This is a genomic window from Virgibacillus sp. 6R, from assembly GCF_001895305.1.
In the GTDB taxonomy this organism is placed as follows: Bacteria; Bacillota; Bacilli; order Bacillales; family Amphibacillaceae; genus Virgibacillus; species Virgibacillus pantothenticus.
Map to the genome: position 1 here is coordinate 220982 of NZ_CP017762.1, position 22394 is coordinate 243375.

19 protein-coding genes are annotated in these 22394 nt (G+C 37.7%); 2 read left to right on the forward strand and 17 right to left on the reverse strand.

What is annotated here, in order from left to right; translation table 11 throughout:
• Nucleotides 1-48: 48 nt before the first annotated feature.
• From BKP57_RS01105 to gpr, 16 genes are all read right to left on the reverse strand, one after another.
• Nucleotides 49-1362 (reverse strand): NfeD family protein, encoded by a 1314-nt coding sequence (locus BKP57_RS01105; RefSeq protein WP_050353554.1) that lies wholly within the window; start codon nucleotides 1360-1362, stop codon nucleotides 49-51.
• A gap of 546 nt (nucleotides 1363-1908) precedes the next feature.
• Complete coding sequence (locus BKP57_RS01110; RefSeq protein ID WP_050353110.1) at nucleotides 1909-2358, reverse strand: GatB/YqeY domain-containing protein; 450 nt, start codon at nucleotides 2356-2358, stop codon at nucleotides 1909-1911.
• Nucleotides 2359-2372: 14 nt separating this feature from the next.
• The gene (gene rpsU, locus BKP57_RS01115; protein ID WP_019377991.1) at nucleotides 2373-2549 is read right to left on the reverse strand and encodes a 30S ribosomal protein S21; all 177 of its coding nucleotides are present in this window, start codon (nucleotides 2547-2549) and stop codon (nucleotides 2373-2375) included.
• 136 nt (nucleotides 2550-2685) lie between these two features.
• Nucleotides 2686-3357 (reverse strand): deoxyribose-phosphate aldolase, encoded by a 672-nt coding sequence (deoC, locus tag BKP57_RS01120; protein WP_373314089.1) that lies wholly within the window; start codon nucleotides 3355-3357, stop codon nucleotides 2686-2688.
• Between the two features lie 199 nt (nucleotides 3358-3556).
• Nucleotides 3557-4909 carry a tRNA (N(6)-L-threonylcarbamoyladenosine(37)-C(2))-methylthiotransferase MtaB gene (gene mtaB, locus BKP57_RS01125; protein ID WP_050353111.1) on the reverse strand — a complete coding sequence of 451 codons (1353 nt, stop codon included), beginning with the start codon at nucleotides 4907-4909 and terminating at the stop codon, nucleotides 3557-3559.
• Nucleotides 4897-5667: a 16S rRNA (uracil(1498)-N(3))-methyltransferase gene (locus tag BKP57_RS01130; protein ID WP_050353112.1), complete on the reverse strand. Its 771-nt coding sequence runs from the start codon at nucleotides 5665-5667 to the stop codon at nucleotides 4897-4899. The genes mtaB and BKP57_RS01130 overlap by 13 nt, the downstream gene beginning before the upstream one ends.
• 19 nt (nucleotides 5668-5686) lie before the next feature.
• Nucleotides 5687-6631 (reverse strand): 50S ribosomal protein L11 methyltransferase, encoded by a 945-nt coding sequence (gene prmA, locus BKP57_RS01135; RefSeq protein ID WP_050353113.1) that lies wholly within the window; start codon nucleotides 6629-6631, stop codon nucleotides 5687-5689.
• 639 nt (nucleotides 6632-7270) lie between these two features.
• Nucleotides 7271-8398: a molecular chaperone DnaJ gene (gene dnaJ, locus BKP57_RS01140; protein ID WP_050353114.1), complete on the reverse strand. Its 1128-nt coding sequence runs from the start codon at nucleotides 8396-8398 to the stop codon at nucleotides 7271-7273.
• A 197-nt stretch (nucleotides 8399-8595) separates the two neighbouring features.
• Nucleotides 8596-10434 carry a molecular chaperone DnaK gene (gene dnaK / locus BKP57_RS01145; RefSeq protein WP_050353115.1) on the reverse strand — a complete coding sequence of 613 codons (1839 nt, stop codon included), beginning with the start codon at nucleotides 10432-10434 and terminating at the stop codon, nucleotides 8596-8598.
• A gap of 30 nt (nucleotides 10435-10464) precedes the next feature.
• Complete coding sequence (gene grpE / locus BKP57_RS01150) at nucleotides 10465-11067, reverse strand: nucleotide exchange factor GrpE (protein WP_050353116.1); 603 nt, start codon at nucleotides 11065-11067, stop codon at nucleotides 10465-10467.
• A gap of 112 nt (nucleotides 11068-11179) precedes the next feature.
• Nucleotides 11180-12211 (reverse strand): heat-inducible transcriptional repressor HrcA, encoded by a 1032-nt coding sequence (gene hrcA, locus BKP57_RS01155; RefSeq protein ID WP_050353117.1) that lies wholly within the window; start codon nucleotides 12209-12211, stop codon nucleotides 11180-11182.
• Nucleotides 12212-12469: 258 nt separating this feature from the next.
• The gene (gene hemW / locus BKP57_RS01160; RefSeq protein WP_050353118.1) at nucleotides 12470-13624 is read right to left on the reverse strand and encodes a radical SAM family heme chaperone HemW; all 1155 of its coding nucleotides are present in this window, start codon (nucleotides 13622-13624) and stop codon (nucleotides 12470-12472) included.
• A gap of 494 nt (nucleotides 13625-14118) precedes the next feature.
• Nucleotides 14119-15927: a translation elongation factor 4 gene (gene lepA / locus BKP57_RS01165; RefSeq protein ID WP_050353119.1), complete on the reverse strand. Its 1809-nt coding sequence runs from the start codon at nucleotides 15925-15927 to the stop codon at nucleotides 14119-14121.
• Nucleotides 15928-16323: 396 nt separating this feature from the next.
• A complete protein-coding gene (locus BKP57_RS01170; RefSeq protein WP_050353120.1) occupies nucleotides 16324-16629 on the reverse strand; it encodes a hypothetical protein in 306 nt (101 codons plus the stop codon).
• Nucleotides 16630-16640: 11 nt separating this feature from the next.
• Entirely contained in the window at nucleotides 16641-17801 is a 1161-nt protein-coding gene (gene spoIIP / locus BKP57_RS01175; protein WP_050353121.1) for a stage II sporulation protein P, read from the reverse strand.
• 742 nt (nucleotides 17802-18543) lie between these two features.
• Nucleotides 18544-19650, reverse strand: a complete 1107-nt coding sequence (gene gpr, locus BKP57_RS01180; protein ID WP_050353122.1) for a GPR endopeptidase — start codon at nucleotides 19648-19650, stop codon at nucleotides 18544-18546.
• Between the two features lie 361 nt (nucleotides 19651-20011).
• Here gpr and rpsT point away from each other — a divergent pair, with 361 nt between their 5' ends.
• The gene (gene rpsT / locus BKP57_RS01185) at nucleotides 20012-20278 is read left to right on the forward strand and encodes a 30S ribosomal protein S20 (RefSeq protein ID WP_050353123.1); all 267 of its coding nucleotides are present in this window, start codon (nucleotides 20012-20014) and stop codon (nucleotides 20276-20278) included.
• Between the two features lie 139 nt (nucleotides 20279-20417).
• Here rpsT and holA read toward each other — a convergent pair whose 3' ends face one another.
• Entirely contained in the window at nucleotides 20418-21473 is a 1056-nt protein-coding gene (gene holA, locus BKP57_RS01190) for a DNA polymerase III subunit delta (RefSeq protein WP_050353124.1), read from the reverse strand.
• 348 nt (nucleotides 21474-21821) lie between these two features.
• Between holA and BKP57_RS01195 the strand changes: the two genes are divergently transcribed.
• The gene (locus BKP57_RS01195) at nucleotides 21822-21956 is read left to right on the forward strand and encodes a YqzM family protein (RefSeq protein WP_072740890.1); all 135 of its coding nucleotides are present in this window, start codon (nucleotides 21822-21824) and stop codon (nucleotides 21954-21956) included.
• The last annotated feature ends 438 nt before the right edge of the window (nucleotides 21957-22394 follow it).

Consider the following 22394-nt stretch of genomic DNA (forward strand, 5'->3'; position numbering starts at 1 on the left):
ATATATTGTAAAACTTATTATTCGTCGGAAATCCGATACGAACAGAAGTTAAACGTCCTCTGAAGGTATTTGTCGTACAACAATACGTACGCCTTCTACTTTTACAATTTTAACTTTCTCATTTTCATCGATAAACCGTCCCTCTGAAATAACGTCCAAACGTTCTTGATCAAAAACAGCTGTACCAGCAGGACGTAACGGTGTAACAGTAATTCCTTCCAAACCTATTAGTTCTAAGCGATTTACCGAAGATACATACCCCAATTCTGTTGTCGTTTGGTCTTTAAGTATAATATGGCGAAAAATACCTTTATCCATTCCCATTCTGCGGAAAAGTATAATGGAAACAATGAATGATAGCAAAAATGCAATTCCGATACTCATGGACATATGACCAATATCATATCCTGACATAAACAACGAGCCAATAATCGCCCCTGCTCCAAGCAAGCCTAATATACCACCAGGCACAAAGAATTCAGCAATAATGAGGCCTATCCCTAATATAAGTAAGACAACAGCTTCCATACCGGCTAAACCAGCTACGATATGTCCGTAAAAAAATAGCACAAGCGAAATGAGCCCCATGATTCCCGCAACACCAAATCCAGGTGAATATAATTCTACAACCAGCCCAAGACTTGCAATCGATAATAAAATTGGGATGACAACAGGATTGGTTAAAAACCTGGCTACTTCTTCGGCCAAAGTCGGTTCCTTTTCCATAACCGTTGCGTTTTCTAAACCTAATCGCTGCAGAAGGTCTTTCCTATTATCAACGGTTCCTTCAGAATACCCGACTTCTAATGCTTCAGATGGTCCTAAAGTTAAAAACTTGCCTTCACCGGCATCTAATTCTGGCAGATCCATAGACTCATCGGCCATAGCCATCGCGTATTTCGGGTCCCTTCCTTTTGATTCTGCAGCGCTTTTCATCGCAGCTATCCAAGCAGATTGAGCTTTTTCATCTGCTGCATTTCCGTCAGATGTTATCACACCACTCGCTCCCATAGTAGCTTGCGGGCGCATATAAATTGTATCTGTATTTAAAGCAATATAAGAACCTGCTGATAATGCTCGATTCACAATAAATGAAGTCGTTGGAACATCTAGATCCTGCAAAATAGTTGCAATCTCTCCAGCTGAATCGACCCTGCCCCCTGGCGTGTTAATTTCAAAAATAATATGATCTGTGCCTTCTTCTATTGCTTCCTTCGTTGCTCTATCGAGAAATGCTTGCAAGCCTCTTTCAACTTCTTTTTCTATTGGGATGATATGAACGGTTTTATGATTCGCATCATTTGCGGATACACCAAATTCAACATAGAATACAGTAATTAAAATCGCACTTAAAAAAATCATATATGTAAACAGTCGTTTAACTGACAATTGCCTTCACCTCCTTCATGATGTACTATGCTATACGCATATTTCTCAATAAAGGTTTCAATTTAAAGTAAACTTATTAAAATATACCATAAATAATCCAATGACACTATCTCTTTAGAACCTTTCATCTTCTTAGGATTGCAAGGCATTATCAACATCTAAAAAGCAATTAACAAACTAGTTTACTTCATTATTCTTCACCTATCAAGCCTTTTGAGAAGCACTTTTTGAAAGTATTTGCAATTTTATTGCTGTTTATTCACGTGTATGTTGTATAGTCCTATTCTTGATGATAGTTAGTATGGAGATATTGTTTGATTTCATATTATTTATCTAAAGTGAGCAGAAGAACGTTATGCAATGGGACATTGCTAAGAGAAGCTAAAATAACTACGAGACTTGAATGCACACGTGGAAATATATAACGTCGTTCTCCTACCATGAGTAGCCCCGTAGTATTTATAAACTTCTTCTTATAAGAAGAGACCCTAATCAATCGATTGACTAGGGTCTCTTTTTTTAGTTACTTAACTGTTTTTGTACAAGTTTGTTAATTTGTGAACCATCTGCTTTACCTTTTACTTTAGGCATAATCGCACTCATAACTTTTCCCATATCTTTTTTGGAAGTTGCATTCACTTCTTCAATCGTTAACTGAACTATTGCCTCTAGCTCTTCATTCGTAAGCTGTTTTGGCATATATGTTTGCAGAATATCCAATTCTGTTTCAAGTTGTTGAACAAGATCATCGCGTCCAGCTGATTTGAATTCTTGGAGGGAATCTTTTCTTTGTTTAACTTCTCTCGACAAGATTGTCATTTCTTCGTCTTCAGATAATGAGTCTTTTCCAAGCTTAATGGTTTCATTTTGTATAGAAGCTTTTACCATGCGAATTACACTAAGGGTAATTTTATCTTTGTTTTTCATCGCCTGCTTCATATCTTGGTTTAATGTTTCGAGTAATGTCACTGATTACACCCTCTTTAGAATTTACGCTTTCTAGCAGCTTCAGATTTCTTTTTGCGACGCACACTTGGTTTTTCGTAGTGTTCACGCTTACGATATTCCTGCAATGTACCACTTTTGGATACACTACGCTTAAAGCGACGAAGAGCATCTTCAAGAGACTCGTTTTTACGAACGCGAGTTGTATTTGACATGCTAATTTCCCTCCCTCCGAAGCACAAAACAGATTGTACTAGCATATGACTTTCAATTCACATGCTTTTTAAAGTATAATATAATCCTTTATTTTGGTCAACTGATTGTTTCCAAACAAACAATAATTTATACATATTAATATCCACTGTTGCCCTGCTCACCTTTTAGAATAGACACACCTGCGCTTGCGCCAATCCTTGTTGCACCAGCTTCTATCATCGCTTTTGTCGTTGCTAAATCACGAATACCTCCAGAAGCTTTTACTCCCATATCCGGCCCTACCGTTTTACGCATTAAACGAATATCTTCAACGGTTGCACCACCACCAGAAAATCCTGTTGATGTTTTTACAAAGTCAGCACCTGCTTGCTTCGCTAATTGGCATGCTTGTACCTTTTCTTCTTCTGTTAATAAAGAAGTTTCAATAATTACCTTTGTAAGTGCTTGACCTTCTGCCGCTTTCACTACTGCTTCTATGTCCGCGAGAACCGTTTGTTTATCTCCGGATTTCAATGCGCCGATGTTAATAACCATATCTACTTCTGTCGCACCATCCTTAATTGCTTGCTTAGTTTCTTCCACCTTTGCAAAAGTAGAAGTAGCTCCTAATGGAAAACCAATGACTGTACAAACCTTAACTGATGTTGCTTTTAATTGTTCGAAACAGTAAGGGACCCAATATGGATTAACACACACAGATGCAAAGTCATGCTCTTTAGCTTCCTCCACAATTTGGGCAATTTTTTCTTTTGTTGTATCTGGCTTTAATTGCGTATGATCAATATATTTTGCTAAATTATCCATCAAATTCATTCCTTCCTAACATAGTTGTACGTACCTCTTTGAATATCATAGCATTTATTGCAAAAGAAATCTAATATTGACGAAAAAAAGAGTTTGTTCCAATAATGTAGAGAAAAATGGATTATGAGATTATTCCATAAGAAAGCCGGCAAAAGTGAACATCCTTTTTTAGAAAGTATTTGTTCACGTATTGCCGGGTAAATTAGTTGGCACTCACTTTACCATATGCTGTTTCATCTAGCACTCTTACAAATGTCGCTTGATTAAGCGGGTAATCTGCTTTCGTTATTTTTACACGCACGAGCTTGCCAATCATATCTGGCGTACCAGAAAAAGCTACTTTTAAATAATTATCTGTATATCCAATCAATTGATTTGGATGTTGTTCGTCCTGGGAATGTTCTTCAGGTATTACTTCAAGTACTTCATTTTCGTAGTTCGAAGCATATTCCTTAGCTAACCGCTCTGATAATTCAATTAGTTGATGGACACGGTTATTTTTCACCTCATCATCAACTTGCCCCTCCATCCGAGCAGCTGGTGTGCCTGTTCTGCGAGAATAAGGGAATACATGGAGTTCAGAAAAACCAATTTCCTTAATAAAATCATATGTTTCTTGAAATTCTTCGTCCGTTTCCCCTGGAAAGCCAACAATAACATCAGAAGTTATTGCTAGCCCTGGCAGTGCTTTTTTCAATTTCATCACTTTTTCCTTATAATAAGAACTTGCATATTTCCGGCGCATTCTCGCTAATACCGAATCAGATCCCGATTGTAATGGAATATGCAAATGCCTGACAACCTTTTCGGACTGATCTAATACTTCCACGACTTCATCAGTAATTTGACTAGCTTCGATAGAAGAAATACGGATTCGCTTTAATCCATTGACTTTGGACTCTAAATCGTGCAAAAGCATGGCAAAATTATAATCTTTTATATCTTCACCATAGCCTGCTGTGTGAATACCTGTTAATACAATTTCTTTATACCCTGCATCTACAAGCTTTTGTGCTTGTTCAATTACATTTTGTGGGTCCCTTGAACGTAATAGCCCACGTGACCAAGGAATAATACAAAAGGTACAGAAGTTGTTACAGCCTTCCTGAATTTTCAAAGATGCACGAGTACGATCAGAAAACTCAGGGACATCCATTTCCTCAAAGACTCGATTTTTCATAATATTAGAAACACCATTTACTGGTTCTTTCGATTTTTTATGCTGTTCAATATAGCTGATCATATGCTTTCGATCTTGTGTGCCTACAACCACGTCTACCCCTGGTATTTCCATGATTTCTCCTGGAGAAGTTTGAGCATAGCAACCAGTAACACAGACAACAGCTTCCGGATTTTTGCGGATTGCTCGCCGAATAACTTGCCTGCTTTTTTTATCACCTGTGTTTGTCACCGTACACGTATTAATCACGTAAACATCAGAATTACGATCAAAATCGACTCTTTCATAACCATGTTCCTTAAACATGTTCCATATACCTTCTGTTTCATAATGGTTTACTTTGCAACCTAATGTATGAAAAGCTACTGTTGGCATGATGAACACCTCATTTCTTCAAAGTGATACGATATACTTGCTAACGTATATAGTGCAGCAGTTTCTGTCCGTAAAATCCTTGGTCCAAGCCGTATTGCTTGAAATTCATTTTCTTTTAAAAATTTCACTTCTTCATCTGAAAACCCGCCTTCAGGACCAATGCATACAAGCAGACTTTGTTTTTTTTCAAGTTTTGCTAATGCCGAACCCAATGACTGATGTTGTTCTGATTTAGCTTCTTCTTCGTAAGCGAACAAAGCGAAGTCATAGTCTTTGGAAGCTTCTATGATTTCAGAAAGCCCCTTACAAGGATCTACTGCTGGAATTTTATTGCGGTGGCTTTGCTCACTAGCCTCTTTAACAATTTTATGCCACCGTTTTACTTTCTTTTCTTTTCGTCTTTCTTCCCATTTTACAACGGATCGAGCTGCTTGAAAAGGCAAAAATCGATGAGCGCCGAGCTCTGTCCCTTTTTGTAAAATCCATTCCAGCTTGTCACCTTTTGGTAATGCCTGTGCAATAGCAATATCTACAGGTAATTCTGCATGATGCGTTAACCAGTCCACAATATCGGCATAGACAACCTGATTGTCTAAAAATGTGATCTGACAAATAGCGGCTTGTCCATCTGGATGATTACAAATAATCTCATCCCCTGCCTGAAATCGCATTACACGCTTTATATGATGCACATCATCTCCGGTAATCTTGATCGTTTTATCAGACCACGTATGTGCAGGTACAAAATAACGTTGCAATAGTTAACACCTTCTTCCACTATTGATTCGGTTTTAATGCAACAATTGAAACCCAATCTTCTAATTCGTTGACTTGAATGATCTCAAAACCTTGTTGTTCCAAATGTTCTTTTACTAATTGCTTTTTACTCTGTGTAATTCCAGATGTAATAAAATAACCACCAAATTTCAATCGCTCCCAAGCTTCTTCAATGAACCGCACAATCACTTCAGCTAAAATATTAGAAACAATAAGATCTGCTTCCACCTTTACATGGTCCAATAAATTATTTTGCTTTGCAATTATCTTTTCCTCTAATTGGTTTAATTTTGCGTTTAATACCGTACTCTTTACAGCTACATCATCCAAATCATACGCATAAACACGCGTAGCTCCTAATAACGCTGCTGCAATACTTAACACACCAGACCCCGAACCTACATCAATTACTGTATCATTTTTATGAAGAAATTGCTCTAATGCCTGAATACTTAATACAGTTGTTGGATGTGTACCGGTACCAAAGGCCATACCTGGATCAAGTTCAATAATGATTTCATCTGTATCTACAGGTTGATAATCTTCCCATGTCGGTGTAATCGTAATCCGTTTCGATATTTTCACAGGTTTGTAATACTTTTTCCAAGCAGTGGCCCATTCCTCTTCATGGACTTCACTTAAGGTGATCTGATTTCTGCCTAAATCGATATCATATAACATTAAGTTGTTAATTGCTTGTTTTATTTCTTCCACCGTTTCACCTAAAAAACTGTTGATAGGAAGATAAGCCTTAATATAAACCCCTTCCTCTGGGTATTCTTCAGGGTTTAATTCATATATTTCCCCATAAATAGAAGTATGTTCCCTCTCTAAATCTAAAGCATCTTCAATCACAAGACCACTTGCTCCATTTTCATGTAAAATATTCGATATCGGTTCTATAGCTTCATTCGTCGTATGGATACAAAGTTCAGACCATTTCATCTTCAATCACCCTTTTCTTATACTATAAACCAAAAAAATCTTATACTTTCCTATAGTGGAACAAAGGCGCAAGTGCCCGTTTAGCAACGTAGCGAATGGAACGAATCAACTAAAGATAAAGGAATCATGCCCCTACAACAGGGGTATGCCGACGCCTGAGCGGCAAGCCCGTTTTTAGTTTTTAGCCGGCCTTCCTCTTTGTAACGAACCGATGATGACTTATCGTAGGGCGCATTTCTAAAGTCGCATCGTTGCCGGGCTCATGCGCTGGACGTGACTATTCGGTTATTTCATTATCCATATGCACCTAAGTTTATACTTTCCTATAGTGTAAAGAAAACTTGGCTGGTGCCAAGTCTTCCATGTAATCGCCCGTGTTTAGCTTTTAGTAAAATGGTATAGAGTATTTTTCACCTATCAATGGTTGCTTGCTAACATGTATAAATGTCTTCACCTTTCAAGTAGTAGCGTATGAATCAACCCTGTGGAAAGCTTTTCAACAGCGTAAACTATTTAAAACAACTAATTACTCTACCATTATAGATGAAGCTTGTACTTAAAACTATTCTTACATAAAAATTTGTTGGGTGAATTGCATTTACACAAACCCATTATGTATACGGTGTGAAAAACACACCGTTATTCACTTTTGAATGCCTTCTTAAATCGTTCAAATAAGGAACCCTCTTGTTCATCTGTTGCCTCATTGCCACTGATATCATTAAATTCTCGTAACAATTCCTTCTGGCGATCGGTAAGCTTTGTAGGTGTTATTACCTTCACTTTAATATGCTGATCACCATGACCATATCCTCTCACATTTGGTGCACCTTTACCTTTCATGCGAAAGACTTTGCCAGATTGAGTTCCAGCTGGTATTTTTAGTTTTACTTTCCCATGAACTGTCGGCACTTCCACTTCATCTCCAAGCGCTGCCTGCGCGAAAGTTAACGGCAGTTCACAGAAAATATGATCCCCTTCTCGCTGGAAGAATTCATGTGGTTTAATATGCACTACGACAAATAAGTCTCCTGGAGGGCCCCCGTTAATACCAGCTTCTCCTTTACCTGACACTCGAATTTGTTGACCTTCATCAATTCCAGCTGGTATGGAAATATGAATTTTGCGGCGTTTTTTCACTCTGCCAGTACCGCCACATGTCGTACATTTTTCTGGGATGATTTTACCTGAGCCATTACAATAATGACATACTCTGCGGTTAACAACCTTACCAAATGGTGTGTTTTGCTCCATATTTAATTGACCTGAACCGTTACAATGAGAGCAGGTTTTCGTTTTCGTTCCGGGTTTTGCCCCAGAACCTGAGCAAGTATCGCATGTCTCTTCTTTAGGAATCGTAATCTCGGCTTCTTTACCAAAAATAGCCTCTTCAAATTCCAACTCCATCGTATATTGTAAATCTGCTCCTTGCTGTGGGGCATTTGGATCTCTTCTGCGCCCGCCCCCACCAAAAAACATATCAAATATATCGCCAAAGCCACCGCCGAAGTCTTGAGCCCCGCCAAAGCCACCGAACCCTTGACTTTGAGGTCCAGCATGTCCAAATTGATCATACTGCGCCCGTTTTTGTTCATCACTTAACACTTCATAGGCTTCCTTGGCTTCTTTAAATTTATCTGCAGCACCCGCTTCTTTATTCACATCTGGATGGTATTTTCTGGCTAATTTACGATATGCCTTTTTTATTTCATCTTTGGAAGCGCCTTTTTCGACTCCAAGGATTTCATAGTAGTCTCGTTTACTCACTTGATCACTCTCCCCGATACACACTTTTGCATAGCTCTTATCTTACCACCATATATATGCATGTGGCAAATATGCGCAAACGATAAACGTGTAAAAAGTCAAAGCCAAGAGGAACCTGACTTTGACTTTACAATTAACAGGCTGATAATCGAAGAAAGGTGGCACCGCCACTATCCTTCATTTTCCTGTTCCAATGTTTACTTTTTATCCTTATCTTCTTCATCGTCTACTTCTTGATATTCCGCGTCAACGACATCATCGTCACTATTTGAACCTTGTTCACTTTGTTGAGCTTGTTGCTGTTGCGCCATTTGCTCATACAATTTAACCGAAAGCTGTTGTACTTGCTCCTGTAACGCTTCTTTCTTTTCTTTAATTTTTTCAATATCGTCCGCTTCTAGTGCAGATTTCAATTCATCTTTTGCTGCTTCTGCTTTTTGTTTCTCATCGTCAGAAACTTTGTCGCCAAGATCTTTAATTGTTTTATCCGTTGTAAAGATTAACTGATCCGCTTCATTGCGTAATTCAATCTCTTCACGACGTTTTTTATCTGCCTCCGCATTTTCTTCGGCTTCTTTAACCATACGTTCTACTTCTTCATCAGAAAGACCAGAAGAAGATTTAATCGTAATCGATTGCTCTTTATTTGTTCCCAGATCTTTAGCGCGAACATTAACAATTCCGTTAGCATCAATATCAAACGTAACTTCAATTTGTGGAACACCACGTGGTGCTGGTGGAATATCCGTTAATTGGAAACGACCTAATGTCTTATTATCTGCCGCCATTTCGCGTTCACCTTGTAAGACATGAATATCAACGGCTGTTTGATTATCAGCAGCTGTTGAGAAAATTTGCGAATGACTAGTTGGGATTGTAGTATTACGTTCGATTAATTTAGTTGTTACGCCCCCCATTGTTTCAATACCTAAAGAAAGTGGAGTAACGTCTAATAATACAACATCTTTCACGTCACCTTGAAGGACACCACCTTGAATAGCCGCACCAAGTGCAACAACTTCATCCGGGTTTACACCTTTTGATGGTTCTTTACCAATAACACGTTTAATTGCTTCTTGAACAGCAGGAATTCTTGTTGAACCACCGACTAAAATAACTTTATCAATATCATTTGCTGAATAATCAGCATCAGATAAAGCTTTACGTGTAGGTATCATCGTACGCTCAACAAGATCAGAGGAGAGTTCTTCAAATTTCGCTCTTGTTAATGTCATTTCTAAGTGTAATGGACCAGCCTCACCTGCTGTAATAAATGGTAAGGAAATTTGTGTTTGCGATACTCCGGACAGTTCTTTTTTCGCTTTTTCCGCTGCGTCTTTCAAACGTTGCGTAGCCATTTTGTCCTTAGATAAATCAATACCATTTTCTTTCTTAAATTCTTGTACCATATAGTCTATAATAACTTGGTCGAAATCGTCGCCACCTAGACGATTATCTCCAGCTGTAGAAACGACTTCAAATGTACCGTCACCAATGTCTAGGATAGAAACATCAAATGTTCCTCCGCCTAAGTCATATACTAAAATCGTTTGATCTTCATCTTCTTTATCGATTCCGTAAGCCAATGCAGCCGCTGTTGGTTCGTTAATAATACGCTCTACTTCCAAACCAGCAATCTTACCAGCATCTTTCGTTGCTTGACGCTCAGCGTCATTAAAGTAAGCAGGGACTGTAATAACAGCTTTTTCAACTTTCTCCCCAATATAGTCTTCAGCATAAGACTTAAGATGTTGAAGTACAATAGCTGAAACCTCTTGTGGTGTATATTCTTTATCTTCAATTTTCACTTTATAATCTGTTCCCATATGACGCTTAATAGATTGGATCGTGTTAGGGTTTGTAATTGCTTGGCGCTTTGCAACTTCACCCACTTGTCTTTCTCCATTCTTAAACGCTACAACAGAAGGAGTTGTACGGTTACCTTCAGGGTTTGGGATTACGACAGATTCGCCACCTTCCATTACTGCGACACAAGAGTTTGTTGTACCTAAGTCAATACCGATTATTTTACTCATAGTTATTTCCTCCTTAACTAGCAAAAACGATTATTTAGTTACTTTTACCATTGCTGGACGAATTACACGATCTTTTAATTTATAGCCTTTCTGCAACTCTTCTACAACGGTGTTCGATGGCTGATCATCATCTTCTACTTGCATAACAGCATGATGTATGTTTGGGTCAAATTCTTCCCCAACCGCTGGGATCTCTTCTGCACCTTGTGAAGCTAGCGCCTCTTTTAATTGGTTATAAACCATAGAGATACCATCAATAATACTCGCAGTGGCTTCTGTTTTTTCGACTTGCAAAGCACGCTCAAAGTTATCTAAAGCAGGTAACAATTCTTGAATTAAATCCTGTGATTGATATTTACGAGCTGCTTCGCGCTCTTTAATCGTACGCTTTTTAAAATTGTCATACTCAGCTTGAACTCGAAGTAATTGTTGATACAGTTCATCTTTTTCTGCTTGTAATGCATTCAATTTTGATTGTAATTGTGAAGTATCCTCTTCACTGTCATTCGCTTCTTCTGTTTCTTCTTTATCTAAAACTTCTACAGATTCAGCTGTTTCATCCTCCACTACCTCTTCGTTAACATTGTTCTCTTCTTCAGTAGTCGTGTTTGTTTGTTTTTCCTGTTCCTCCACGCCTGACACCTCCAATTTAAACTAACCATCATACACTATAACACGTTGAGCCTCAGAACGAAACAGTGGGGTTTTATGAGCTGCTCATCCTAGACGCGTTCAGCTTTATCAATTAATTTTCATCTTTGTACCTCATATACAATACGTCTGTCATTTCATGAGAAAGGATATTTAATAATGAAATCACTTTACGATATTCCATTCTTGTTGGACCAAGCAACGCGATCGTTCCCATTTGCCCCTCACCTAAATGGTAAGCAGCAGTAATTAAGCTTAAATCCTTAATGGCGTCAACGTCATTTTCCCTACCAATTGAAACTTTAATGCCATCATTGGATTGCTTTAATAAATTCACTATTTCATCTTCATTTTCAATCATCGTGTAAAAAGCTCGAATCTTATTAACATCATTGAATTCAGGTTGCATAAGCATGTTAGACTTTCCGCCGATATATAATTTGACTGGGTGATCTTGCAGAAATGCACCTTTTAAGTGTTGATATGACTTATCTAAATCAGAAACATACTTCTGCATCATCGCATCAATTTCTGCATTAAATTTTTCAGCCAGCTGCAAAATCGGAACACCATGTAGCTGATCATTTAAAATATTGACCATTTTCTCCAAGTCAGAGCTATTTATTTCCTCAGGAATTGAAAATGAACGATGCTCGACATGTCCCGTATTTGTAACAAGTATAGCAACAGCAGTACTGGCTGATAATGGTATGATTTGAATTTGCTTTAATTTTGTCTCAAAGATTTCAGGCCCCAATATAATCGATGTATAATTGGTCAACTCTGATAATACCTCTGCAGACATTTGTACAATTTGCTCAAACTCAAAAAAACCATCTTGAATCATGTGCTTTATCACATTGCCTTCTTGTTGTAAAATACTTGGCGAAATAAGATGGTCCACATAATAGCGGTACCCCTTTTCAGAAGGAATACGACCAGACGATGAATGAGTTTTCTCAAGAAACCCCATATCTTCTAAGTCTGCCATTTCATTACGGATGGTTGCAGCACTATATGGAATCACTTCCTTCTTTGCAATAGCACGTGAGCCAACTGGATGTGCCGACTCGATGAAATCATCAATTATGACTTGTAAAATTAATAACTGCCTTTCTGTTAACATGATGATCACCTCTGTTAGCACTCATTCCTTTCGAGTGCTAATGCTAATATTAAATTATCAAATCCACTTTTTTTTGTCAATAAAATGGCATGCGTGAATACAATCTTTTTATGGAGATAAAACCAATCCAGTGTGGAATGGTTTATGATGCCGTTTACAACACAAGGGGCTATACAAATGCTCCATCACTAACTGCAAATATTAGTCATAATAAAATAGCCTGTATGTATAAGACCACACAGACTATTTGGTTATTCCCTAGTGAATTACCGTATCTTCGAGTAAAAACCTTTCAAATACTTCATTAGCTAATATTTTTCCTTCTTCTGTTAATGCGACTTTATCTTCTTCTTCCATCAACCAGCCGCGATCCATCAGTTCCTTTATCGAGGAGCGATATAGCTGATCCATGGAGAGACCAAATTTATCTGCAAATTGGTGTTTGCTCACCCCCGCCATTCTGCGTAAACCAAGAAACATCTCTTCTTCGATTTGTTCTTTTTTGCCGATGACATCTACATGTAAAACAGGCTTGCCGTTCTTTTTTGCTTGTTTAATATATGCAGGTAATGGTCGGATATTGCCATAGCGCTTCCCAGGCAAGTATCCATAAGCACCGGCTCCAAACCCGTAATAGAAATCATTATTCCAATAGGTTAAATTATGTTTACTTTCAAAACCTCGTTTAGCAAAATTACTAATTTCGTATTGGTGTAACCCATTTTCTTCTGCCGTTGCTTTTAAAATGTCATACATTTTTACTTCATCCTCTTGCGGAGGCCGAGGTAGTTGTCCTTTTTTATAACGCTGATAAAAGACAGTCTTCGGTTCAATTTGTAACGCATATGTTGAAAGGTGTGGCAGATTTAAATCCATTGCCTTAGCTAATGAATCTTGAAAGTGCGCAACGGTTTGGTTGGGGAGAGCATAGATTAAATCCGTACTAATATTACGAATGCCGTAATTTTGCAATAATGAAACGGTATTGTACACATCCTTAACGGTATGGATCCTACCTAGCGTTTTTAGCATCTCATTATCAAACACTTGTACACCTAAGGATACTCGATTAACCCCATAAGCTCGTAATAGCTCAACCTTCTCTTTACTAAAGTCACCAGGGTTTGCCTCAATCGTAAACTCTTCACATGCGTCAAGATTAAATTTCTGTGCGATGTGACTTAGCACGGTTTCCAATTGCTGAACGGTTAAAGCAGTGGGTGTTCCTCCTCCAATAAATATCGTCCTCACGTTCATTTGTTCTTCCTGTACATAAGTAGATATTTCTTGTTTTAACGCTTCAATATAATCGTTTGCTAGCTGTTCATTATAAAAGAATTTCGTAAAGTCACAGTAATGACAAATTTGCTGACAAAACGGGATGTGGATATAGACAGATTGAATAGATGTCATAAAATACTCCTTCATGGAAAACAAACTTTATTTCAGAGATGACATGTACTTCGAATAAGTTAAGTCAATCCGACTAGTAAAGTCATCATTTTTATTTATCGTTTATTGTAATGGCTTTAATACCTCAAATACAAGTACTAGCCACCAATACCGATGCGATCCAAATACATATAAAATGTAAACTTCATGGAGTAGGAGTTTTCCTCCCCCCATACTGACAAAATAGTACAACGACTAACCTCTTTCGTTCACTGGAAAAAGTATTATACCTTTTCGGTGTGTCCCGCCTTGTTTGATCGACATTTTATCGAATCGAGCGAATCGGAACTTTAGCTGTGGTTATTTCCCGCTTAGACTTCTTCATATCGCTACAACTCTTAGTTCTGGGGTTACCTATATTCGAGAAATAATAATTTTAAAAACGTTCTACCGCCAAAGCCGCTTATGACGGCATTACGGCAGCAGAACGCTATATATAGTTTTAACCGATTAGTTTAGTCATCATCCATTTCCAAAACAGCCATAAACGCTTCCTGAGGAACCTCAACGGAACCAACCATCTTCATCCGTTTTTTTCCTTCTTTTTGTTTCTCTAATAGTTTTCTTTTTCTGGAAATGTCGCCACCATAGCATTTGGACAGAACATTTTTTCGCATCGCTTTAATGGTGGATCTAGCAATAATTTTGTTGCCTATTGCCGCTTGTACTGGAACTTCAAATTGCTGTCTCGGAATAAGCTCTTTTAATTTATCAACAATATGCTTACCACGTTCATAAGCAAAATCTCGGTGAACAATAAACGATAATGCATCAATCGTGTCACCATTTAACAAAATATCCATTTTCACTAACTTAGAAGCTCTGTAGCCAATTAAATCATAGTCAAACGAAGCATATCCCTTTGTTTGTGATTTTAACTGATCAAAGAAATCATACACAATCTCTGACAACGGAATATGGTAAATCACATTAACACGAATATCGTCTAAATATTCCATGTCTATAAACTGACCACGCTTCTTCTGGGCAATTTCCATCACTGCACCAACATATTCATTCGGAACCATAATGGTAGCTTTCACGTATGGTTCTCTCACTTCTTTAATCTGCTGTGGATCAGGCATGAACGATGGATTATCAATTGTTATCGTTGTTCCATCTGTTTGCTCTACTTCATAAATAACACTTGGGGCTGTTGTGATTAGGTTGATATTAAACTCTCTTTCAATTCGCTCTTGAATGATTTCCATATGCAATAAGCCTAAAAATCCGCAACGGAAGCCAAAGCCTAAAGCTTGCGATGTTTCAGCCTCATATTGTAAAGAGGAATCGTTTAACTCTAAACGCTCTAATGCTTCGCGTAAATCATTATAGTTTTTTGAATCGACCGGATACAACCCACAAAAGACCATTGGATTTAAGCGCTTATACCCGGGTAATGGCTCTGAGGCTGGACGTTCGACTAATGTAATCGTATCCCCCACTCGGGAATCACCTACATTTTTAATCGAGGCTGTTAAATAACCAACATCCCCAACAATCAATTCATCCTTAGTTACTGGCTTTGGTCGAAACACTCCTAATTCATTTACTTCGAATTCTTTACCAGTAGCCATCATCTTTATTTTATCGCCAACCTTTAAAGAACCTTCTTTAATACAAACATAGGCTACAACACCACGATACGGATCGTACATAGAATCAAATATTAAAGCTTTTAATGGTTCTTCAGGGTCTCCAGCAGGAGCAGGTATCGCTTCAATGACTCGCTCCAAAATTTCATCAATCCCTATATTCGCCTTCGCAGAAGCTAAAATAACATCATCTTTATCAATACCAATAACATCTTCAAGCTCCTGCTTCACGCGTTCTGGATCTGCGCTTGGTAAATCAATTTTATTTATAACCGGTATAATTTCCAGGTCATTATCTAATGCCAAATAAACATTGGCTAGCGTTTGTGCTTCAATCCCCTGTGCTGCATCCACTACTAAAATGGCGCCTTCACAGGCGGCAAGACTCCTTGATACTTCATATGTAAAATCAACATGTCCAGGTGTGTCGATTAAATGAAATAGATAGTCTTCGCCAGCATTACTTCGGTAATTTAGCTGCACTGCATTTAATTTGATGGTTATACCACGTTCTCTTTCCAAATCCATTGCATCAAGCAGCTGATCTTTCCTTTCTCTTTCCGTAATGGCTTTCGTACGCTCTAAAATACGGTCAGCCAATGTAGACTTCCCGTGATCAATGTGAGCGATAATCGAAAAATTACGCACATTTCTTTGAATTTCTGCCATTAATGATGTTCACTCCTACTTTTTCTACCAGTATCTTTCAGTAGAAAACCTAAATTCTCGACGACAATGACTAGGTTAGATTATAGCAATAGAATCAATGATATTCAAGAACAATGATACAGTTAATCCATCGTGGTACCATATACATCTTTATTGTCACGAAGGTCAAGAAAAAGTTAGTTCCGTGAAAGTTGCCTATCGTTTAGGCGGCCTGTTGTCAGATAAAAGGTTCGTAAAACATCATAAACTTCATTAGACTCGAAGTAAGACAACAGCGATATTTTATTTATCACTTTCATGGCAATTTTTTAACATATACTTAGCTAAGTACACGTTAGACGAAGGGCGTTCTAAAAATCCTGTATTGAAAACAAATTTGTTTTTTTACCATGCTTGCTAAAAAAACAGCTCAGCGATTTGATGTAAGATCGTCACTACAGCTTCAAAAAAACTAGTAATACCAGCTTCTAATACTGAGGCCGTTTTTTCAGTTGCCGGTGCAGGCATCTCAGGTTGCGTGGTCAATACCTCATGCTGACTATCGGGAGCCGATTGTACTTCTTTTTCAATAGCACGCTCATCTGATTCCGTTACATTTGTCGGGACAATAGGATTGTCCTCCTCTCCACCATTATTACCGTAAACAACCCCAGCTAAAAAACAAACCGCTAATAATAGTAATACAATAACAGCACGAGTCATTTTTACACCTCCTAAGATGACGCATCTACTTTCTCTGCGTCCCAATACATTTCGCTAAATACATCCGCAAGTGCATCAGCAGAACGATATAGTTCGTCTAAATGATTTTCAACTCCACCAAATTCAAATAACAGTGCATTTTCGGATAAATCCTGATTGAAAATACCATTCGTACCTGCGCCTTTTTTGGTATATACTCCTCTACTCAAGCCTGGATATTTTTCTTCTAGTAAATAATGTAAGTTTGTTGCCAGCTTTTGGTTTTCTTCATAATCCGCATGTTCTGCACCAACAACAATCATAAGCCTGGCATACGATTTACCATTAATTTTTGTGGTCGTCTTATCTCTACTAATGGAATCACGGTGTAAATCAAACGCATATCGCATATGTTTGTTAGCTGCAAACGCATCTTCTACAACCTGTCTAGAGGCTTGATATGACTTGCCATAGTCCCAACCCTTTTTATTCAATTCATTCATGATATCCGTATCTTCTACTACCGTTCCAATACCGTTATCTTGCAGTGATTTTGCTAAACGGTCACTTACCTTTGTTATATTCACTTCTTTATGATGTGCCTGATTAGGATCTGTTACCTCTGGTAAATGAGGTAGAAAAGATTCCCGATTATGGGAATTGTATATATAAACGACTTGTTTATCACCAGTTGTCGGGGTAGCTTGTTGCTGTTCTTGATCTTTTTTGTCTTTTTCTGTTTGTTCTTCACTTTCTTCTAGAACAGCCTGTCTTTCTTTTAAAACGTCTTCCAATGGAGGGGATGACTCTACCGGAAAATTCGTAAAATCAGTACCTTGTCCTGCTACAATCATTTGATTATCGAAATTAGAAAATCCAGGTATTTCATTTCTTAACAAGCTACGCGGATCATTTGGCTTTAAATTAGTTGCTATTTGAAATAAAGTGTTCGTTACGTCAGGCTTTGCCTTATCGGCTGGAAATCCTTCATGAAACGCACGATTTTCTAAACGAAGTAGATAGTAAAAGAAGGAACTATCTATGTCGCTTGTCCATTCACTAATCATCTCTGATGACAGTCGGTATGCTGGTTTTATAGCTGTCATAGTTGCTATGAACAAAAAAAGTAATATAAAGCCAATAATATACACACTGCTTCTTGGCAAGAGAAACCATAGCGTTTTTGTTTTCATTCTTTCACCCCTTCTAAAATCACAACTATCGTTCGAACTTATACTATAAAAGCATGGAATGAAGCATCCTGTTGTATAATTTTTTATTCATGTGATAAGCTGTTTTACAAAAGGCTACTAACTAAAGCGTAACTGTGTCCAATTGCTACGCCTATGCACTTTCTTTTGGCAGAATGCCCACGATAGTATGCCTATGAAACTAAGCTAGGCTTTCATTAATTTAAGGTATGCCATAATGAAACGTAGACCTTTATACTCCGTTTAAGGTACTACGATTTTTACTAGGCTTTTTAAGTATCCTCTGTAAACTATTAACGCTTCTAGTTTACTCTATGTTTTAGATTCAAAAGCTAGAACCAATAATGTTATATGTTAGAATTTTTATCCCTGAAATGATAGAGTGCAAGCTGCAATGGTGAAACCCTATAAGAAAAGAGGCTGGGACAAAAGCAAATACTATATAGCTAAAGCCGAACAATCTTTTTATAATTGTTCGGCTTATTTGCATTAAAATATTTCTATCACCACTATGTCAAAATACTTCGCTTTCCGCAGGTCTCCTCAGCTTCCGCGGAAAGAAAAAACCACTTTCCTGCGGGGATCTTCAGCTCGCTCTGTTCCCGCAGGAGTCTACATATTTTGACTACGCTAAAATTTGCGTATACACAATTGGCGATTTATTGTTCGTTTTTTAATCAGCTGTTTTAGTTATGTCCAGCCTCTTTTCCACATTATTCGCCGCTTATCTGCTATAAGCGCTAAAGTTATCCACGTCGACCTTTTCATGAAGTGCTGCATTTACTCCGTTAGCTAGAACCGTAGCCATATCCTTCATAAATGCATCCACTTCTTTTGGTGTTACCATTAAATTATGTCCAAGAGGTGTTAGCACTTCTGTAATTAGCTTCCTTTTTTCTTCATCCTCCAACCCGCCTACGATTCCAAGAAAAGTTTCACGTTTTTCCTTATCTGGCATATCTTCTTCACTTAAACTTCGATCACCAAATGAAAGACCAGCGGGAGTTAAAGCTTTTGATGGCGCATCTTTTTCCCGCCACTCCCTGCCAAAATGTTTTAAGATAAAATCGATTGTATCGCTGGCAATCGTTACAGCGTCAACAACGGTAGGAACACCGATTGCAATAACTGGTATTCCTAATGTTTCTTGGCTAATTTCTTTACGCTTATTCCCAACTCCAGATCCAGGGTGTATACCTGTATCAGACAATTGAATCGTTTCGTTCACTCTTTCAATGGAGCGTGAAGCAAGTGCATCAATACAAATAACAAAATCAGGCTCGAACTTCTCTACAATCCCAAAAATAATATTACTTGTTTCAATTCCCGTTACCCCCATAACGCCTGGCGTTACTGCTGCTGTTGAGCGATATCCATTTGCAACTGTTTCATGCTCTAATCGAAATAGATGGCTTGTTACTAACACCTTCTCTACCGTCATTGGTCCGAGCGCATCAGGGGTTACATTCCAGTTACCAAGACCAACAATTAATCCTTTTGCATCCTTAGGGATTTGATTAGCAGCTAATAATTCCTCTAACTCTTTTGCTAATACTTGGGCTGCCAAATACTGTCTATCTGTATCTTGGCGTTTTACGCCATCTGCATAAATCGTAATATATGTTCCCGCTTTTTTTTGTAGTAGCTTAGCACCTGTTTGATCGATATCTACGTAGGAAATTTTAATGCCATCCTTCTCTTTTTCTTTAATAGTCACACCTTTTATTGATTGTTCCGATTGATCTTGCTTCTCTACATACATATCTTTAGCTTCAACCGCAAGATCTGTCCTCACCTGGTAAGGAACGAATTGGTCATTTTGTTGCTCCATTGGTTATCACCCTTTATCCATTTTATTTTTAGTTTGAACAATGTAACTTAACTCATACATGGAGTAAATCATCATTTAGGTAAAGCAATCGATAATAAGCAATTTTGTATATTTTTTGTGTAGGCTGTCTTCCTTCCAGCCCTTAAAAAATAAGGTATAGATTAGTGTCTAAATTATCCCTTTCACTCTATTAAAAAATAAAAGTTCACTTAAGTATGTTGCAGCTACTTGAAAACACATGCTTCCTTTGGTAAAATGACCTTTGTCGATAGACAAAAAAATTGGGGTCTCATAACGATTTGTTTTGGATCATAAACCGAGATACAATCGATGATGGTGTTAGTTTTAGGAGGTGAAGTCAATGGCAAATATTAAATCTGCAATTAAACGTGTTGATACAAATAGAAAGAAACGTTCTAATAATATTACACAAAAATCAACCATGCGTTCACAAATCAAACATGTTGAAAAGCTAATTGAAGCAAAGGACAAAGAAAATGCGAGCATCGCTTATAATGTTGCTAAAAAAGCAATTGATAAAGCTGTTCAAAAAGGCGTGGTCCATCAGAATTTTGGAAATCGCCAAAAATCCCGTCTAGCTAACAAAATCAACCAGCTTGGCGCATAAAAAAACGATCCATTAAGGATCGTTTTTTTACTTCCATAAATTAACATGATATTTATGTTATTAGAATACTACTCTCAAGCAGCGCCTACACTTCTTTGTTTATTTAAAGTAAACCCCTCGAGCGTTTATTAAAACCATTTTAAATATACTTCTGTTCCTTTATGGGGCGTACAGCATTGTTTCCTTGCACTAATTGATACAACAGCATTTCAAAAGCCAAATCCTTTTCCATGCCTCCCTGCTTCATCACACTATCTGCTTCGGTAAGCTGATTCATGAAATATTGCAAGGTCTCTACTGAAAATTGCCCTTCTCGTTTTAAAGCTAATTTAATAACATATGGGTGGGCACCAAGTTGTTTTACCATTTGCCCCTGCGTATAGCCTTTTTGTTTCAATAGCTTCACTCTTAACAACGTACGAAATTGAAACGCAAGTAGACCAACTAAAGCGATCGGTTCTTCTTTCTGCTTTTCTAAATCCCTAAAGATTTCGATTGCTTGATGCAAATTGCGATTCATAACAGCATCTGCTAATCGAAGGGAAGAGCTTGTGGCAGTACGGGACATTAAGTTGTCTGCAATTTCTTTTGTCACCTGTCCATTTTCACCAACGTATAAGGAAAATTTATGTAATTCACTTTCTAAAAGGTGAAGATTCGTCGAAATTTCAGATTCAAGCATATCGTAAACTTCATCCGTTACGTGAATTTTCAATTGCTCAGTGAGTTGCTCCATCCATTTCCTTAGTTCATATTCTTTAACTTCCCTGCAATCTGCTACAATTGCATGTTTTTTTAATTGTTTCGTTATTTTCTTCCGCTCATCTAATTTTTCATAAGGGGCAACCACTAATAAAATGGAATAATCTACCGGATTAGTTAGATAATTTTCCAATACTTCTAACTGATGGTCAACAGCATTTTTTTCCGGTTTTGCTTTTAGAAATGAAGCATTATTAGCAATGATTAATTTGCGATCTCCAAAAAAAGGAAATGTTTCAACATCTGCAATCACATCTTCAATAGGTGTTTCCTCTAAATCGTATACATTCAAGTTATCTTTGTTGCCATCAATAGTTACTTGCTCTATTTTATTCTTTAGCTGTTGTATAAAAAAGGATTCATTTCCATAAACTAAATATATAGGTGCTACTTGCTTTTTATTTAGCTGTTTGACTACCTCTATATAATCCATCATATCACTCCATATTTAAGCCTGTCTTATTTATGGTAAAGTGTATTGAAGAGAATGGCAAGGTAAAAAAATATGAGCTTCGACCGCAAAATAAAAAATCAGAGAGAGGGAAAATCTGGGTAAGAAAAGAACAATCCCTCTCTAATCTATATAAACGCTTAGTGAAAGGCCCTAGGAACCATGCACTAAACGATATTTGTTTTATTTCTATCATTTCCTTTCTGTTCGAAATTATCGATGTTAAGTCTTTCTAGTTTTGGTATGAAAACGTTTATATGTTACAATAAAGGCACACTGGATTTTTTTAATAAGTTCGCTTATACTATTGGTGATATGGGAGGGGTTAACATGAACGAATTTGAAAAGGATATTCAATCAAAAACAAATGACGTCGTCGATAACATTAAAGGCTTTACATTTTCGTTTGTTTTCTTTTTGCTAATTTTTGCAATTGGGGTAACCATTAGTGTGCTGGGATCTTAATAAAACAGGCATGAATAAGTAGCGTACATAAAGAGAGACTGTTTTCAGTCTCTTTTTTTATTGTATAGGAAACGATAAAATGATGTGCTTGTGGTTAACGAAATAACCGACTAGTCACGTCTGGCTCATGAGCCCAGCAACGATTCCGCCTATAGAAATGCGCCCTACGATAAGTCATCATCGGTTCGTCACTAAGAGGAAGGCCGACTAAAAACGGGCTTGCCGGCATACCCCTGTTTTAGTGGCATGATTCCTTTATCCCGTAAAAAGGCGTTGTAGACTCCCACTTCAAGAATGGAAGATGTAAGCTAAACAAGTCGAAGCGGGAGGTAACAGCACCTAAATCCCCGATTCGTTCAACTAACCATCAGCGGAGATGAAGAAAACCCTGCTGATGGAAGGTTCACTTTATCTTTAGTTGATTCGTTCCATTCACTA

Coding starts and splice junctions, on each gene's coding strand:
- BKP57_RS01105 (WP_050353554.1), bottom strand. CDS start 1,362: ATGATTTTTTTAAGTGCGATTTTAATTACTGTATTCTATGTTGAATTT.
- rpsU (WP_019377991.1), bottom strand. CDS start 2,549: ATGTCAAATACAACTCGCGTTCGTAAAAACGAGTCTCTTGAAGATGCT.
- mtaB (WP_050353111.1), bottom strand. CDS start 4,909: ATGCCAACAGTAGCTTTTCATACATTAGGTTGCAAAGTAAACCATTAT.
- prmA (WP_050353113.1), bottom strand. CDS start 6,631: ATGAAATGGTCTGAACTTTGTATCCATACGACGAATGAAGCTATAGAA.
- dnaK (WP_050353115.1), bottom strand. CDS start 10,434: ATGAGTAAAATAATCGGTATTGACTTAGGTACAACAAACTCTTGTGTC.
- hrcA (WP_050353117.1), bottom strand. CDS start 12,211: ATGTTAACAGAAAGGCAGTTATTAATTTTACAAGTCATAATTGATGAT.
- hemW (WP_050353118.1), bottom strand. CDS start 13,624: ATGACATCTATTCAATCTGTCTATATCCACATCCCGTTTTGTCAGCAA.
- lepA (WP_050353119.1), bottom strand. CDS start 15,927: ATGGCAGAAATTCAAAGAAATGTGCGTAATTTTTCGATTATCGCTCAC.
- BKP57_RS01170 (WP_050353120.1), bottom strand. CDS start 16,629: ATGACTCGTGCTGTTATTGTATTACTATTATTAGCGGTTTGTTTTTTA.
- spoIIP (WP_050353121.1), bottom strand. CDS start 17,801: ATGAAAACAAAAACGCTATGGTTTCTCTTGCCAAGAAGCAGTGTGTAT.
- gpr (WP_050353122.1), bottom strand. CDS start 19,650: ATGGAGCAACAAAATGACCAATTCGTTCCTTACCAGGTGAGGACAGAT.
- rpsT (WP_050353123.1), top strand. CDS start 20,012: ATGGCAAATATTAAATCTGCAATTAAACGTGTTGATACAAATAGAAAG.
- holA (WP_050353124.1), bottom strand. CDS start 21,473: ATGGATTATATAGAGGTAGTCAAACAGCTAAATAAAAAGCAAGTAGCA.
- BKP57_RS01195 (WP_072740890.1), top strand. CDS start 21,822: ATGAACGAATTTGAAAAGGATATTCAATCAAAAACAAATGACGTCGTC.